The organism is Bacillus sp. SCT118 (assembly GCF_058566435.1).
The window spans coordinates 3002991-3019052 of sequence record NZ_CP191225.1 but is presented as its reverse complement, the minus strand read 5'-3'; the positions used below and the strand labels follow the sequence as shown (position 1 = coordinate 3019052).

The 16062-nt window shown below is 44.5% G+C and carries 16 protein-coding genes; 6 read left to right on the top strand and 10 right to left on the bottom strand.

Annotated elements, in window-relative coordinates; all coding sequences use genetic code 11:
- The first annotated feature begins 43 nt into the window (after nucleotides 1-43).
- Together bmrC and bmrD are read left to right on the top strand one after the other, a co-directional pair.
- Nucleotides 44-1801, top strand: coding sequence for a multidrug ABC transporter ATP-binding protein BmrC (gene bmrC / locus ACQVGT_RS15460; protein ID WP_015383224.1), 1758 nt, complete (start codon nucleotides 44-46; stop codon nucleotides 1799-1801).
- Entirely contained in the window at nucleotides 1798-3819 is a 2022-nt protein-coding gene (bmrD, locus tag ACQVGT_RS15455) for a multidrug resistance ABC transporter ATP-binding protein/permease BmrD (protein WP_015383225.1), read from the top strand. Before bmrC ends, bmrD begins: the two co-directional genes overlap by 4 nt.
- A gap of 49 nt (nucleotides 3820-3868) precedes the next feature.
- Here bmrD and ACQVGT_RS15450 read toward each other — a convergent pair whose 3' ends face one another.
- From ACQVGT_RS15450 to spaC, 6 genes are all read right to left on the bottom strand, one after another.
- Nucleotides 3869-4489, bottom strand: a complete 621-nt coding sequence (locus ACQVGT_RS15450; RefSeq protein WP_015383226.1) for an SDR family oxidoreductase — start codon at nucleotides 4487-4489, stop codon at nucleotides 3869-3871.
- A 38-nt stretch (nucleotides 4490-4527) separates the two neighbouring features.
- Nucleotides 4528-4653 (bottom strand): hypothetical protein, encoded by a 126-nt coding sequence (locus ACQVGT_RS15445; RefSeq protein WP_003245136.1) that lies wholly within the window; start codon nucleotides 4651-4653, stop codon nucleotides 4528-4530.
- Nucleotides 4654-4756: 103 nt separating this feature from the next.
- Nucleotides 4757-4960 carry a beta type acid-soluble spore protein SspB gene (sspB, locus tag ACQVGT_RS15440; protein WP_003233287.1) on the bottom strand — a complete coding sequence of 68 codons (204 nt, stop codon included), beginning with the start codon at nucleotides 4958-4960 and terminating at the stop codon, nucleotides 4757-4759.
- Between the two features lie 210 nt (nucleotides 4961-5170).
- Entirely contained in the window at nucleotides 5171-5389 is a 219-nt protein-coding gene (locus tag ACQVGT_RS15435) for a YheE family protein (protein ID WP_010886462.1), read from the bottom strand.
- Between the two features lie 149 nt (nucleotides 5390-5538).
- Nucleotides 5539-6900, bottom strand: a complete 1362-nt coding sequence (yheD, locus tag ACQVGT_RS15430; RefSeq protein ID WP_015383228.1) for a spore coat associated protein YheD — start codon at nucleotides 6898-6900, stop codon at nucleotides 5539-5541.
- The gene (gene spaC / locus ACQVGT_RS15425) at nucleotides 6890-7981 is read right to left on the bottom strand and encodes a spore coat associated protein SpaC (RefSeq protein WP_003233283.1); all 1092 of its coding nucleotides are present in this window, start codon (nucleotides 7979-7981) and stop codon (nucleotides 6890-6892) included. Before spaC ends, yheD begins: the two co-directional genes overlap by 11 nt.
- 266 nt (nucleotides 7982-8247) lie before the next feature.
- On the opposite strand from spaC, the gene ACQVGT_RS15420 reads away from it, so the two are divergent.
- Together ACQVGT_RS15420 and ACQVGT_RS15415 are read left to right on the top strand one after the other, a co-directional pair.
- Nucleotides 8248-9381 carry a DUF445 domain-containing protein gene (locus tag ACQVGT_RS15420; protein ID WP_015383229.1) on the top strand — a complete coding sequence of 378 codons (1134 nt, stop codon included), beginning with the start codon at nucleotides 8248-8250 and terminating at the stop codon, nucleotides 9379-9381.
- Between the two features lie 92 nt (nucleotides 9382-9473).
- Nucleotides 9474-9827 carry a YlbF/YmcA family competence regulator gene (locus ACQVGT_RS15415; RefSeq protein ID WP_003224239.1) on the top strand — a complete coding sequence of 118 codons (354 nt, stop codon included), beginning with the start codon at nucleotides 9474-9476 and terminating at the stop codon, nucleotides 9825-9827.
- A gap of 43 nt (nucleotides 9828-9870) precedes the next feature.
- Here the strand turns inward: ACQVGT_RS15415 and ACQVGT_RS15410 are convergent, their stop codons facing one another.
- Nucleotides 9871-10944, bottom strand: coding sequence for a DNA alkylation repair protein (locus ACQVGT_RS15410; protein ID WP_015383230.1), 1074 nt, complete (start codon nucleotides 10942-10944; stop codon nucleotides 9871-9873).
- A gap of 485 nt (nucleotides 10945-11429) precedes the next feature.
- On the opposite strand from ACQVGT_RS15410, the gene ACQVGT_RS15405 reads away from it, so the two are divergent.
- Both ACQVGT_RS15405 and ACQVGT_RS15400 read left to right on the top strand, forming a co-directional pair.
- Nucleotides 11430-12296 carry a Cof-type HAD-IIB family hydrolase gene (locus ACQVGT_RS15405; RefSeq protein WP_003233277.1) on the top strand — a complete coding sequence of 289 codons (867 nt, stop codon included), beginning with the start codon at nucleotides 11430-11432 and terminating at the stop codon, nucleotides 12294-12296.
- A gap of 111 nt (nucleotides 12297-12407) precedes the next feature.
- Nucleotides 12408-13913, top strand: a complete 1506-nt coding sequence (locus tag ACQVGT_RS15400) for a coproporphyrinogen III oxidase (RefSeq protein WP_014476306.1) — start codon at nucleotides 12408-12410, stop codon at nucleotides 13911-13913.
- A gap of 17 nt (nucleotides 13914-13930) precedes the next feature.
- Here the strand turns inward: ACQVGT_RS15400 and khtU are convergent, their stop codons facing one another.
- The 3 genes from khtU to khtS all read right to left on the bottom strand — a co-directional run bounded on the left by khtU (nucleotide 13931) and on the right by khtS (nucleotide 16054).
- Nucleotides 13931-15148, bottom strand: a complete 1218-nt coding sequence (khtU, locus tag ACQVGT_RS15395; RefSeq protein WP_046340221.1) for a K(+)/H(+) antiporter subunit KhtU — start codon at nucleotides 15146-15148, stop codon at nucleotides 13931-13933.
- A gap of 6 nt (nucleotides 15149-15154) precedes the next feature.
- Complete coding sequence (gene khtT / locus ACQVGT_RS15390) at nucleotides 15155-15652, bottom strand: K(+)/H(+) antiporter subunit KhtT (RefSeq protein WP_015383233.1); 498 nt, start codon at nucleotides 15650-15652, stop codon at nucleotides 15155-15157.
- A gap of 63 nt (nucleotides 15653-15715) precedes the next feature.
- Nucleotides 15716-16054 (bottom strand): K(+)/H(+) antiporter modulator KhtS, encoded by a 339-nt coding sequence (gene khtS, locus ACQVGT_RS15385; protein WP_080030652.1) that lies wholly within the window; start codon nucleotides 16052-16054, stop codon nucleotides 15716-15718.
- Nucleotides 16055-16062 lie beyond the last annotated feature (8 nt).

The window sequence follows — 16062 nt, the reverse complement described above, 5'->3', positions numbered from 1 at the left end:
GCAAGGAAAAAATAGAAGGCGGCTGATGAGGAGATGGGGATAGATGTTTTCAGTTTTGAAAAAGCTTGGCTGGTTTTTTAAGGCGTACTGGCTGCGCTATACGATTGCGATTGTCCTTTTATTAGCAGTCAATGTCATTGAAATGTTTCCGCCTAAGCTCTTGGGGAACGCCATAGATGATATGAAAGCAGGGGCGTTTACTGCGGAAGGGCTGCTGTTTTATATCGGTATCTTTTTTGTGCTGACGGCGGCCGTGTATATCATGTCTTATTTTTGGATGCATCAGCTGTTTGGCGGAGCGAATCTGATGGAGAAAATTCTTCGTACGAAGCTGATGGGGCATTTGCTGACTATGTCGCCGCCGTTTTATGAAAAAAACCGGACAGGCGATTTAATGGCACGAGGGACAAATGATCTTCAGGCCGTCAGTTTAACGACAGGGTTTGGCATCTTGACGTTAGTCGATTCTACGATGTTTATGATGACGATCTTTTTGACGATGGGGTTTTTGATCAGCTGGAAGCTGACCTTTGCCGCCATTATCCCGCTTCCAGTCATGGCGATTGCAATCAGTCTATATGGAAGTAAAATTCATGAGCGGTTTACTGAGGCCCAAAACGCGTTCGGGGCGCTGAATGACAGAGTGCTGGAATCTGTTTCAGGCGTGCGGGTGATTCGCGCGTATGTTCAGGAAACAAACGATGTTCGCCGGTTTAATGAAATGACCGCTGATGTTTATCAGAAAAATATGAAAGTGGCTTTTATTGATTCCCTGTTTGAGCCGACGGTGAAACTGCTTGTCGGCGTAAGCTATCTGATTGGGCTCGGCTACGGAGCGTTTCTTGTATTCCGGAACGAGCTGACGCTTGGAGAGTTAGTGTCCTTTAACGTTTATCTAGGCATGATGATTTGGCCGATGTTTGCAATCGGTGAACTCATTAACGTGATGCAGCGCGGCAATGCGTCATTAGACCGGGTAAATGAAACTCTTTCTTATGAAACGGATGTGACAGATCCAAAACAGCCCGCTGATCTTAAAGAGCCTGGAGATATCGTTTTCAGTCATGTCAGCTTTACATATCCAAGCTCAACAAGTGACAATCTTCAGGATATTTCATTTACGGTGCGAAAAGGGCAGACTGTCGGGATTGCAGGTAAAACCGGGAGCGGAAAAACGACAATTATTAAGCAGCTTTTGCGCCAGTATCCTCCAGGTGAAGGGAGCATTACATTTTCAGGCGTACCGATTCAGCAAATCCCTCTTGACCGGCTCCGCGGGTGGATCGGATATGTGCCTCAGGATCATTTACTGTTTTCACGGACTGTAAAAGAAAATATTTTATACGGAAAACAGGATGCAAGTGATAAAGAGGTTCAGCAAGCCATTGCCGAAGCACATTTTGAAAAAGATTTGCACATGCTTCCGTCCGGTCTGGAGACAATGGTCGGTGAAAAAGGCGTAGCACTGTCAGGCGGGCAGAAACAAAGAATTTCGATTGCGAGAGCACTCATGGCAAATCCGGAAATCTTGATCCTGGATGATTCGCTTTCCGCTGTAGATGCCAAAACAGAGGCTGCAATTATCAAGAACATCAGAGAAAACCGCAAAGGAAAAACGACAATGATTTTGACGCACCGATTATCCGCGGTAGAGCACGCCGACCTGATCCTTGTGATGGACGGCGGCGTCATTGCTGAGAGAGGCACGCATCAAGAACTGTTGGCCAATAATGGGTGGTACCGGGAACAATATGAAAGACAGCAGCTGTTCACTGCGGAAGAAGGGGGAGCAGGGGCATGAAAATAGGAAAAACGTTATGGAGATACGCACTTCTTTATCGAAAATTGCTGATCACAGCCGTCCTTTTGCTAGCTGTTGCCGTCGGTGCAGAACTGACTGGGCCCTTTATTGGCAAAAAAATGATAGACGACCATATCCTCGGCATTGAGAAAACATGGTATGAAGCTGCGGAAAAAGATAAAAATGCCGTTCAGTTTCACGGCGTCTCATATGTCAGAGAGGACCGCTTGCAGGAGCCTGTTTCAAAAGCAAAAGAAGCGCATATTTATCAAGTGGGAATGGCGTTCTATTTTGTTGATCAGGCTGTCAGCTTCGACGGGCATAGAACGGTTTCTGACGGGAAACTGACGATCACAAACGGAGACAAGAGCCGGGCATATGCTGCCGAAAAGCTGACTAAGCAGGAACTTTTCCAGTTCTATCAGCCGGAAATAAAGGGAATGGTGTTACTGATCTGCCTGTATGGGGGCTTGCTTGTGTTTTCGGTATTCTTTCAATACGGACAGCATTATCTGCTGCAGATGAGTGCCAATCGGATTATTCAAAAGATGAGGCAGGACGTGTTTTCGCACATACAGAAAATGCCGATTCGCTATTTTGACAACCTTCCGGCCGGAAAAGTCGTTGCGCGGATTACCAATGATACGGAGGCTATCAGGGATTTATATGTCACAGTGCTTTCAACATTTGTGACAAGCGGAATCTATATGTTCGGGATATTCACGGCTTTGTTTCTGCTTGATGTGAAGCTTGCGTTTGTATGTCTGGCAATTGTGCCGATTATCTGGCTGTGGTCGGTCATATACCGGAGATATGCGTCATATTACAACCAAAAAATCCGCTCGATCAACAGTGACATTAACGCAAAAATGAATGAGTCAATTCAAGGCATGACCATTATTCAGGCTTTCCGCCATCAAAAGGAAACAATGAGAGAATTTGAGGAATTAAATGAATCACATTTTTATTTCCAAAACAGGATGCTGAATTTAAACTCCTTAATGTCCCATAATCTGGTCAATGTCATCCGCAATCTTGCGTTCGTCTGTCTGATCTGGCATTTTGGCGGTGCGAGCCTGAATGCGGCCGGGATTGTTTCTATCGGTGTGCTGTACGCGTTTGTCGATTATTTGAACCGGTTATTTCAGCCGATCACAGGCATCGTCAATCAGTTTTCAAAGCTGGAGCTTGCAAGGGTCTCCGCCGGGCGTGTTTTTGAACTGCTTGAAGAAAAGAAAACGGAAGAAGCGGGTGAACCGGCGAAGGAGCGTGCGCTGGGGCGGGTTGAATTTCGTGATGTGTCATTTGCGTATCAAGAAGGTGAGGAGGTATTAAAGCATATTTCCTTTACTGCGCAAAAAGGCGAAACCGTAGCGCTCGTCGGCCATACCGGATCAGGAAAAAGCTCGATTTTGAATCTTCTGTTTCGTTTTTATGATGCGCAAAAAGGGGATATTCTGATTGATGGGAGAAGCATTTACAACATGTCAAGACAGGAACTCAGATCCCATATGGGCATTGTGCTTCAGGACCCGTACTTATTCTCGGGTACAATCGGATCTAATGTAAGGCTGGATGACGAAAGAATGACTGAAGAAGAAATAAAAAATGCACTGCGGCAAGTCGGTGCTGAGCCTCTTCTAAAGAAGCTTCCGAAGGGCATTAATGAGCCCGTGATTGAAAAAGGCAGCACGCTATCCTCGGGAGAGCGGCAGTTAATTTCTTTCGCTAGAGCTTTGGCGTTTGATCCCGCGATCTTGATTTTAGATGAAGCTACAGCGCATATTGATACAGAGACAGAGGCCGTAATCCAGAAGGCGCTTGATGTCGTCAAACAAGGACGCACCACCTTCGTCATCGCTCACCGGCTTTCAACAATCAGAAATGCTGATCAGATTTTGGTTCTTGATAAAGGAGAAATTGTTGAGAGAGGGAACCACGAGGAACTGATGGCATTAGAAGGCCAATATTATCAAATGTATGAACTGCAAAAGGGACAGAAACATTCCATTGCATAACGCTCAAAAAACCCAAAACAATCGTGTTTTGGGTTTTTGGTTTATGTAGTCAATAAGCTAGTCCGACACGGTATCCGACATACTTACCTGTAACGAGCTCACGATATAAAAAGTCCGCAGTATCGCCGACCGAAATGCTTGTGCCGCCCTCAGGCAAAACGTTACGCTCCGTACGATATACGCCGGTTGCTGTTCCGTCCGGGAGGTAAGTGGGGCAGATGATTGTCCAGTCTAATGATGATTCTTTAAGCATTTCGTATACTTTTGTATGCTCCTTGGCTGCGCGGGTCTGCTTTCGTTTCGATTCATTTGTTTCAAACCGGTATTTTCCCGGTTCATATCGGGAATCTAGGATCCCTGCGGTGCCGATCGTAATAAGCCGTTTGATATGCTGTTCCTCCATAGCGGAGAGAATGTGTGCCATAGCAGTTGACAAGGTATCATCACCATCTGTGCCTAGACAGCTGATCACGATTTCAGCATTCTCCATTATTTTTTTCACATCTTCTAAGCGGCGGGCGTTTCCCGTGACGGTTCTGTCTTTTGAAAGGGGAAGATCAGCATGTTGAGATCTGATCAGAGCGAAAATATCAAATCTTTCATCTGCTGCAGCTTGTGTTAAAAAGGCCTGTCCGACGCGGCCGCTGGCTCCTAATAAAGCGATTTTCATCAAAAAACCTCCTCGCCTTTCATTATAAAAGGATGTTCTCAGTTTGAACAGCGCGGGAAAGAATACCTGTACAAATAAACAGAACGATGGGAAACATATTCATGAATCATGGATACACTTACGAACTGAACCAGCTCCCAATTCACAATGGTGATGAATGACACCCCGATTTCCTCCCTTTTTTTCTAGGATATGTGGAGCAGGAAAAAAGGGTGACAAAAAAAGAGAGCGCGGAAACCGCGCCCTCTATAGCCATATATTGAATTGTTATTGAACTCTGCCGCCCATTTGCTGCTGAGCGAAAGATACTAAACGTTTTGTGATTTCTCCTCCGACAGAACCGTTAGCGCGAGAAGTAGTGTCCGCTCCAAGGTTAACGCCGAATTCAGAAGCGATTTCAAGTTTCATTTGATCGATAGCCTGAGCTGCGCCAGGAACTAGTAAGTCATTTGAAGAGTTTTGGTTAGCCATGTGTAAAATCTCCTTTTTATTTAGTATGGTTGGGTTAACTGGAGTTGCACCAGATCTGTGAACCCTTATCGGGTGTCACTGCCGCCTCGGCGTAACCCAATGCTTTGCCGGCTTGTTACTACGTATTATGTTAAAATGGCCGGAAACTCATGCGGAGAATTGTGTGGTAAATCTTGAGAAAGCAAAAAAAGCTTAGCCGTTTAGGCTAAGCTAGTCATAAATATGAAAAAGCATCAGTTCATGTATCTCGTTTGTAAGAGCAGGCTCGTCAGCGCGGGCGGGAAACAAGTCTCCCCATTCAATCTCACCGCTCTTATGATAGATGCCTTCATAATGGGTCCCTTTATAATAAAATGATATTTTCCAACCGGGCAGCTTTTCTTTTGGGAACAACGGTTTCCAGCTGAAATGAGAAATCATAACGGCCACGCTCCTTACATTTGGTATCAATTGACCTGAATATAAACGGCTTATGTTCATTGTATCATTGTTCCAGAACATCATTGAAGAGGCCTTAATATGCAGTTTGTCCCAGCCTTGGATAAAGATAAGCCCGCTTTATTAAAAAAGCGGACAGGTTACGAAGGCCACAATGCTTCAGGAGATGTGATTGCCTTCTCAGATAAATAGGACGCGTATTCAAAGCTTCTTCGTTTTGTAAGAGAATCAACATGATGCAAATTTGGATGAGAAAAAATGCTTCGGCCCGGGCGCGAATTCGCTTCAAACATCCATACTTTACCGTTCTGATCAATGCCAAAATCGAAACCGATCTCCCCGATAAACCCCTCGATATGATCATGAAGGACATGGCTTGCCGTCAGTGCCGCTGCAGAAAGCTTTTTAATGACCTCAACTCTTTCAGCGGGATCATCGTATACTTCCGCAAGTGTCTTTACAGTGCCGCCGTTAGACAGATGTGTTGTAATGCTGTTCTTTCCGGAAATTTTTACGGCAATTGCTGTCACTGTCCATTTTCCTTTTCTGTTTTTATTGGTATGGACACGGAAATCCGCTGGTTTGCCTTGAAATTCGATGAGATCAACACCTTGCTGAATGAGAAAGTCGGACGGGTTGTGCTGTTTTTGAAATTCTGCAAGGAATGAGGCGGCATCGGAATAATCAATCGAAGTAAATGTTTTGGCGTCATTCGTATGCTTTACCGTCAGGCCGCCATCTGTTCTTGTCAGCTGATAAATGCCGGTGCCGAGTGCTCCATTTGCCGGTTTGATATAGACTTTTTTGTATGCGCCACAGAGCTCATCTATCAGCTCCACAGATGGTGTCAGCTCGGATCTAGGCAAAAAGGGTGCCGTTCTCGGATCTTTTTCGAGCAATTGATGAACGTTCCATTTATTGAAAAACGTTTTATTAAACCATGGGATCTGATATTCATCGATCAGCCTCTTTTTTGTATGTTGCAAGAGAAGTGAATCTTCAATTTTTCGGTTCGGCAAACGATCATAAACGACGTTCGGCAATGGAACGATTTTTTTCTCCCAGCCGTTTTCCCTGTAAAGGAGGCCTTCAATCGTGCCTTCCTCCCAATTGATTTGGTGCGCGCCAAAAACGAAGCAGTAGCCTCCGGCTTGCTCGTGTAACGTGACAAGCTTAGAAAAAAAGAGGGAACGATCCTTAAATGGACGTTCAAGAGATACAGTAAACCCTGCCGTAAAGATGCCGACTAACGGCCCGATATGCACTGTATGATCATGAATCAGTATATCAGCCCTGCTTCGGTGGGGAAGCAAAAGCTCATGAAACAGATTTTCAGAGAGAAGCACGGTTTGTTCCAGATGCCGTCTGTAAGCAACGTGGCATCTGACAACCTTCGTTCCGAATGCGGCATGCAAAAGTCCGTCTTGCTTCAGCGAAGAGGGCAGAAACAGGGTGTTTTCACTGGTTTTGTCTATGCCGATCAAAAACCGTTTAGGATTCACGCGGAAGAACTCCTTTCTGGCTTTGCTCAGAAAACAGATATTGGCAGCGCTTTAGGGGACAAGTGTACAGCTGTTCTTTTTGCTCGGGAGAGACACGCAGGATTGACTTCCTGCCCGGTTTGGAATTGATATCTAAAATCCAAATTCTCCCGTCCTTTGCAAGACATATATCAAGACCGAGTTCAAACAACGGCCCGTAGCGCTCGTCAAGATAATACGGAACCGATTGGGTAATTGAAAACACATCATCTAGTAAAACCACTTGCTGTTTTTTCGGTATATCTTCAAACCAGGAGTCAAATGTCAGCGCATCAGATCCGCCTGACAAATTGGCCAGCAGCCCGTGTTTGTATCCGCGTCTTACTGCCTTTCCGACTGTATTCCATTCACCTGCTTCGTTTTTTTCCATAAACAGACGAATATCACAAGGGTATTGTTCCTTATCTTGAATGTTTAAGTAAGGCTGAAGCAAATATTGATGCTGAAGCACTTTTTTGCACCATGTTTTAAAAGAAGTCTGGTTGGAAAACGTTTTTGTCTGCTTATCCTTTCCGATGTGATAAGTAGCAGTGATGTTTTTCTTGCCCAGCTTCAAAAGAATCACGCCTCTGCCTCCCGCGCCGAATGCCGGTTTAAGGATGCAGGCTTTTTCTTTGGATAAAAAGGAGTGAATTTGTTCGTAGCGGTTCACCTTTATCGTTTCGGGAATATAGGGATTGATTACAGAGTGCTGCTGCAAATCGTGAAGGACGGTCCACTTATCGGGAAGACCCCGCCCGATAAATTCCGTTTTCGGATATTTTTTGAGCCACTCAACGATTGGTTTTGCTTTTTGGGAATGTGAATCCTTGCCGTAAAAACAGCGATCATAAATATAATCTGGAATCGCCATTTCAGTTTCGTTCCATGTGCTGCTGGCCGAATGATAGACCGATGCTTTGACACGCAAAGTGTCAGGTGAAATATCAAATGGTGTAAACCGGATGAAACGTATGCCGAATTCGGGTGCTCTTTTGGCCAGTTCTGCGGAATAATCCGCTTCATGCTGGCGGGATAAGGACATAAAACCGAGTGTTATCATGGTGAGACTCCCCCTTTTATTCAAAAGCTGTCGGCGGGTGTCCGCAGCTTTACACTAAATACATGTAAGACGAACGCAGCTGACGGTATTCTACTTTACAGAATACGATTCTCCACCTTGCCCTATTCCAAAAGAACAAGCTGATTTTCTAAGAATAGGAATTTGTCTCCTCGTTTGCTAAGTGATTGCATGAGCCTCTATAATACGTATAGGTACATAATCTATATGAAAAAAGCTGAAGCACAGATGGAGGAAGATGAATAGGAATGGGTATTGCAGGAACCTTTATTTTTATGATCGTGATCGGCGCTGCCATTGGAGCGGTGACCAATCATTTAGCAATTCAAATGCTGTTTAGGCCGTATAAAGCATACTATTTGTTTGGGAAACGAGTTCCTTTTACGCCCGGGCTGATTCCAAGACGGCGAGATGAACTTGCAAAACAAATGGGACTGATGGTAGTCAATCATCTCTTAACCCCTGAAGGCATTAAAAAGCGGCTCGTCTCTGATGCAGCCAAAACGCAGGCTCTTCGAGTGGGGGAACAGCTGATTCAAAAGCTGTCACTTTCTGAAGTGACAGTAAAAGAAGCGCTTGAAAAAGCCGGGATGAAGCGCCCCGAAAAAGCTGCTGATGCATGGATCAGCAGCTGGACGGATGATAAGCTGAATGAGCTTTTCCGCCAATACGGGCACCAATCGTTAAAAGAGCTGGTGCCTATAGAGGTGCAGGAAAAGCTAGAGGAAAAGATTCCGATGATTTCAGGATATATATTGTCACGGAGTGTCCGTTATTTTGAAAGTGATGAAGGAAAAATCCGTCTTGGCAATATGATTGATGACTTTTTAAAAGAGCGCGGCATGCTTGGAAGCATGGTGCAAATGTTTCTTGGCAATTCAAGCCTTGCGGATCGCGTGCTGCCGGAGCTGCTGAAATTCTTGCGGAATGAGGAAACAAATAAATTGCTTTCTGATCTCTTAAAAAACGAATGGGGCAAGCTGAGGGAGTATACGTTTAATGAAGCAGATGAAAAATGGAATGCAAAGGCGCTCATTTTCAGTTTGAAACGAAGAGTGCTGCAAGCATTTTCGACTGCCCCTTTCTTCGACAATACGATTGGCACGCTTACCGTCCGCTATGAATCTGAGCTGACCCAGCAAATGCTGCCGGCACTGTTAGACAAATTGCTTGAAGGGATTTCGTCCAACCTTGAAAGTGTCTTAAAACGGTTGCGTCTTGAGGAAATCGTCAAGGAGCAGGTGGATCAGTTCCCGGTGGAGCGTCTTGAAGAAATGGTGCTGTCCATTTCAAAAAAAGAACTTAAAATGATTACCTATTTGGGGGGCCTTCTCGGCGGAATGATAGGCGCGATTCAAGCACTGTTTGTCATCCTTTTTTAAGAAGAAATGGTTTTTGATTAATGAAAGGAGCTCCATAGTCTGTTATAGTGGAGTGGTATGTCAAACGGCAATGATGAAAGGAGCTATTTACAATGGCTGTTAATTTTTATGATGTAGCGTATGATCTGGAAAATGCATTACGCGGGAGCGAAGAGTTCACCCGTTTAAAAAACCTTTACGACGAAGTTAACGCAGATGAATCAGCGAAGCGCATGTTCGAAAACTTCCGTGATGTACAGCTTAGACTCCAGCAAAAACAAATGGCAGGAGAAGAGATTACACAAGAAGAAGTGACGCAGGCTCAAAAAACAGTTGCGCTTGTACAGCAGCACGAAAAAATTTCTCAGCTGATGGAAGCGGAGCAGCGCATGAGCATGCTGATTGGTGAATTGAACAAAATCATTATGAAGCCTTTAGAAGAGCTTTACGGCAGTGTTGAAGGCTAATCAGCAAAATCCCTTCTTGGATAAGAAGGGATTTTTTATTTATTCAGCAAACTTGGAAATCCAATGAATCTTTTACCTCTCCATTGATGATGACTGATAATGTATGAATTCCTTTGTAATGCTTTCTGGTGGTTAAATCCTTAAAGGATTGGATTCTTGTGTATGACTTTGTTTCGTTTTTTCGTATATTTGTTTCTGTTATTTTAAATACTTTCTGATGACGCTGGCCTCTTGCTTTTACAAAATCAATTGCGTACTCAATTCTTACTTTTTGATCCCTGTCTGAATGAATATAGAAAGAAAATTCAAGGCTTTCGCCAATAACTATACGTTTGGGCTGACATGTTAAATCATGTAGTTGTATCGAATCAGCATTTTCATAACCAAAAAGCGCTAAGGCCTGTTTATCACCCTTTTTTAATAGGGTCCGATAGGCATGTTTGATAATCCAGTCTGTATGGGGATGTGTTCCGTACCATTGATCTGCGACGTTTCTCAGTAAATGAGAATGCGTTTTTGATATATCATTAAGGTTGTTGGCCACGCTTTTCCTTACATATAAGGACTCGTCCTGCATCAGCTTTTCAAGGATCGGCAATACGGGGGAAGGGTCCGATTTCAAAGCCGGTATCGATTTTCCCCACGGCAGGCGGGGCCTGCTGCCTTCGCTCGCAAGTCTTCTCACGTGTTCATTTTTATGCTCAGACCATGCAAGCAATTGTGCAATCATCTTTTCTTGATCTAACAGCAAAAAAGGCCTTACAGCAAATTCTGAGGTGGAATATTGCGTAAAGTATTCCAATGCCTTTATTGATTCTTCCCAATGCGCTAACCCGTACTGTTCCACATAATCTGGAAATAAAATTCCGCTGAGTCCTTTAAAATGAGGGGCTGTATCCCGTAAAATTGCGAGCGCTTCAACGTATTGTTTTGGCAAAGTTTCGTATAAAGAAACTGTCACGCGGCGCATCCGCTCTTTTAAAGTGAGTTCAGGCCAGTCCTCCAGCCGTAATGTATCCAAGAATCTGTTTTTGTTAAAATCAGGATAGGATGACCTTACATGATGGATCAACTGAGATATCAGTTCTTCATTATATATTTCTTTTAAATCAGCCATATAAACACCGCTTTTTCGTTTATTATTTATATTGTATGGGAATGTACGTTCTGAATCAAGTGTATAGTCCTAAAAATTAACAACTGATCCTACCACGGATATACAAAAGTTGGTTGCTTTTTTTAGTTAAAAAAACCCTTGTCATCGGAAAGGAAAACTGAGATAATAACATTGAAAGCGCCTACACTTACCTATTTCAAATGGATACGGTCGCATATCATGCCGTTATATAGAGGGGATAAGCAACAGAGAGTAAGTGTTCGGAGCGCATCATTGGTCAAACAAGGGGTTCCTGATACATGATTTTTCGTAAATCGAAATAACGATATTAGGGAGAATGGCTGCTTCGATCGTATCCTATCAACAAGCCATACATAAAGTCTGCTGAGCCAGGCTTTTTTTGCTTTAAGAAAAGGTTGTTCTAAACACAGAGACAGGGTCATATCCTATACACAAGTACAGTCATCAAGGAGGGGGACATCTCTGTGTCAAAACAATTGCTTGCCTTAAATATAGATGGAGCGCTGCTTCGGTCGAACGGGAAGATTCATCAGGCAACGAAAGACGCGATTGAATATGTAAAGAAAAAAGGGATTTACGTCACACTTGTGACCAACCGTCATTTTCGCTCAGCACAGAAAATAGCGAAATCGCTGAAGCTTGATGCCAAGCTGATCACCCATAGCGGGGCATATATCGCTGAGAAAATTGACGCCCCGTTTTTTGAAAAAAGAATTTCTGATGATCATACCTTTAACATTGTTCAAGTGCTGGAGAGCTATCAATGCAATATTCGGCTTCTTCACGAAAAGTATTCCATCGGAAACAAGAAAAAGGTGAATTCGAATTTATTGGGGAAAGCACTCATTCATCCGTCTGACCCGATCTTTTATCCAGTCCAGTTCGTTGAATCATTAAGCGATCTCCTCATGGATGAGCCGGTGAGTGCACCCGTCATCGAGGTGTACACGGAGCACGACATTCAGCATGACATTACAGAAACGATTACAAAAGCCTTCCCTGCGGTGGACGTGATTCGCGTAAACGATGAGAAGCTGAATATCGTCCCGAAAGGTGTCTCGAAGGAAGCGGGGTTGGCCCTCGTCGCTTCAGAGCTGGGCCTGAGTATGGATGATGTCGTGGCCATTGGGCATCAGTATGACGATCTGCCGATGATCGAACTTGCAGGTCTTGGGGTAGCGATGGGGAATGCCGTTCCGGAAATTAAGAGAAAGGCAGATTGGGTTACAAGGTCCAATGACGAGCAAGGTGTCGCTTATATGATGAAGGAATATTTCCGAATGCAGCAGCGAAAAGGATTTCTTGATAAGTTCCACATGAAACGTGTGTAAAAAAGCCGCTCGCACCCTGACAGGTGCGGCGGCTTTTTTGCCGGATTGATTTTAGCAGTTTATTTCTGTACACTAAAGAAAGTTTTGAATCTGATAAATTAGGTGATGAAGTTGCAAATTAAAATAGAAGGCATACATGATGACCGCCTGCATCGGCCTCTGCAAAATATTGCAAATTTGTTTTATGAAGAGTGCGAGCTTGCGTATGGCGGAGAGGAGCCCGCAGATTTTGTCATTTCTTTAGCGTTGTCACAAACGGATGAGCATGTGACGGTTTCGGGAGAAGTGAAGGGTACTGGCATAAAGGAACAGCATACAAAAATTTTTTCTCCCGGCATGACTGAAAAAGAAGCTTTTAAGCAAGTGAAAAACACAATTTCTTATGTGTATCTCAATCTTCTTCAGGCGCATACGGGCATTACGCAGAAGTGGGGAATCCTGACAGGAATCCGGCCCACAAAGCTGCTTCATAAAAAACTGCAAAGCGGAATGTCCAAGGAGCAAGCGCATGCTGAGTTGAAAAAAGACTATTTAATTCATGATGAAAAAATCATGCTAATGCAGGAAATTGTTGACCGTCAGCTGGCGGCAGTTCCGGATTTGTACCGAGTAAAGGATGAAGTCAGCATTTATATCGGCATTCCGTTCTGCCCGACAAAATGCGCGTATTGCACATTCCCTGCGTATGCCATCCAGGGACAGGCGGGCAGAGTCGGTTCATTCCTATGGGGACTGCATTACGAAATGCAGAAAATCGGTGAATGGCTGAAGGAGCATGATGTTAAGGTTACAACCATTTACTTTGGCGGCGGGACGCCGACAAGCATTACAGCGGAGGAGATGGATCTGCTGTATGAAGAAATGGTCCGCTCCTTCCCGGATGTGAAAAACATTCGTGAGATTACGGTGGAGGCCGGTCGTCCTGACACGATTACAGAAGAAAAACTCGCCGTTTTAAACAAATATGACATTGATCGGATCAGCATCAATCCGCAATCCTATGAAAACGAAACGCTAAAGGCGATCGGACGGCACCATACGGTTGAAGAGACCATTGAGAAATATCATCTGTCACGCCAGCACGGCATGAATAATATCAACATGGACTTGATTATTGGTTTGCCTGGGGAAGGCGTGAAGGAGTTCAGGCACAGTCTTTCAGAAACAGAAAAACTGATGCCGGAATCCCTTACCGTTCATACTCTTTCATTTAAACGGGCGTCAGAAATGACGAGAAACAAGCATAAGTACAAAGTTGCCGGCAGGGAAGAGGTTTCTCAAATGATGGAAGACGCGGTAGCCTGGACGAAAGAGCATGGGTACGTGCCTTATTATTTATACCGCCAGAAAAACATTCTTGGAAACCTTGAAAACGTCGGATACTCTTTGCCGGGACAAGAAAGCATCTACAACATTATGATTATGGAAGAAGTGCAGACGATTATCGGCATCGGCTGCGGCGCTGCTAGTAAATTTATTGATCGGGATACAGGGAAAATCACGCATTTTGCGAATCCAAAAGATCCGAAATCGTACAATGAGCGCTTCGAGCACTACACGGACGAAAAAATCAAATATTTAGAGCAGATTTTTGAGAAGACGACAAAGCAGCACTGATCACAGTGCTGCTTTTTTTATCCCTGTTTTTTTGCGGGCTGAACCTCAGGCTTCCATTTAAATACCTTGTTCAGCAAGCGGTAAATTCGTTTTGATTCCTTTGTGACAAGCGGTCCCAAAATCGCCAGAATGAGGACATATAATGCGGCAAACGGCTTTAATGTGGTCGACAGTCCGCCTGCTATTCCGAGATTCGCAACGATAATCGAAAATTCTCCCCGCGATACGATCGTCAGCCCGATATTCGATGAAGCCTTATGAGAAAGCCCTGCGCGTCGTCCTGCCACCATTCCGGCGATAAAATTTCCCAGAATGGTCAAAATCACTGCACCCAACGCAAGCCAAACCGCTTCACCGAGCGAAAACGGATCGATGCTGAGGCCGAAGCTGAAAAAGAACATCGCACCGAAGAAGTCGCGAAACGGAACGACGAGGTGTTCAATCCTATCGGAATGCTCTGTTTCTGAAAAGACCAAACCGAGCAACAGCGCGCCGATTGCTTCCGCTACATGAATCGTCTCGGAAAACCCGGCGATAAAAAAGAGTGCTGCGAAAATGACGATAATAAACACTTCGTTTGAGCGAATGTCCAACAGTTTGTTCAACAGCGGCCGGAGTTTTCTTGCTGCGATAAAAAACAGCAGCATATAACCGAAGGCGATCAAAATGGACAAGAGTGCACTCCTTACGGATGTCGCATCACCTAGCACAAGGCCGGAAACAACGGACAGATATACGGCAAGGAAAATATCTTCAAACATGATGATGCCGAGAATCAATTCGGTTTCCGGATTGGCGGTTCTTTTTAAATCAACGAGCACTTTTGCGACAATCGCACTTGACGAGATTGTGATGACGCCTGCGAGGATGAGGACTTCCAGAAAGGAAAATCCGGTGATAAACCCGTAAAGCAGTCCGAGGCTGAAGTTAATCAAAATATAAATCGTCCCGCCGACCGCGATTGATTTTCCAGATTTGATTAACTTCCCGACAGAGAATTCGAGTCCGAGATAGAAGAGGAGGAACAGTACGCCCATTCGCCCGAAAAACTCGATGATTTCACTGCTTTGAATAAATGTTAGATCAATAATCCCTATTTTCGGCGCGTGCGGTCCAACAAGCATTCCCAGCACAATCAGAAACGGAATAATCGAAAATTTAATTTTATTGGCGATCACACTGGCGATTGCCACAAGGACAAGTGCAGTTCCGACTTCAAATACAAGATGGTCCATCGGGGCTCACACGCCCTCTCCAGAAAGAAAATCGTGAATCAGTTTCTTCAGATGCTTTCTCTCACCTGAGAGGACAAGGGTGTCATTTTCTTCAATAATCGAATCGGCTCCGGGATTTAGGAGCTTTTCCTGGTTGTGTTTGATAATGGCAATCACAGTGACATCGTAATTCTGGCGAACATCAAGCTCTCCGAGTGTGCGTCCGATCGATTTGGCGCCTTTTTCGACCTTAAACCATTCAATAATAAGATCGCTGAAGGCCATCTCGATGGACTCCAGAGCTTGCGGTTTATAGACCATACCCCCGAGAATAGCTGCAATTTGCCTTGCTTCAGTATCATCCAATGAAATATTTGAAAGAAGCTCATCCGGGTCCCGGTCATTAAACCGGTAAATTTCCCTTCTTCCGTCATCATGAATGATAATCGTCATTTTTTCGTGGCTTCTTGTTTCGATTTCAAACTTTTTGCCGATGCCCGGCAGATCGTTTTCTTTAATATTCAATGAAAATCCCTCCGAATGTAGTGTTGGCAGTATGGGGTGAGTTACAAATAAAACTTGAGCAAATTATATTCGGAGGTAATTAGACTGGTATTTGACAGGGACGGCCCAAGCCTTTTCCAGCCTGTTTATCAGCGGTTCGTCAAGTGGTTTGACAGAGAGCTGCCTGACAGACTGCGCCAGCGGGCTGTACTCTTTGATCAGCTCAGCCGGGTGCATGCTGCCCGGCGACGGCGTTTTTGCCGATTGTGTTTCCTGCGGATATGAGGACATAGGCACATAGCTGTCAGTGCTTGCTTCAAACTGGGAAGGCAGAACCACGTCCGAAGGGGGAAAGTACACCATAAATAAACTTAACAGAAAACTGATCAGCAATTTATCCATGTTCCTTTCCTCCCTTCTCATCAAGATAT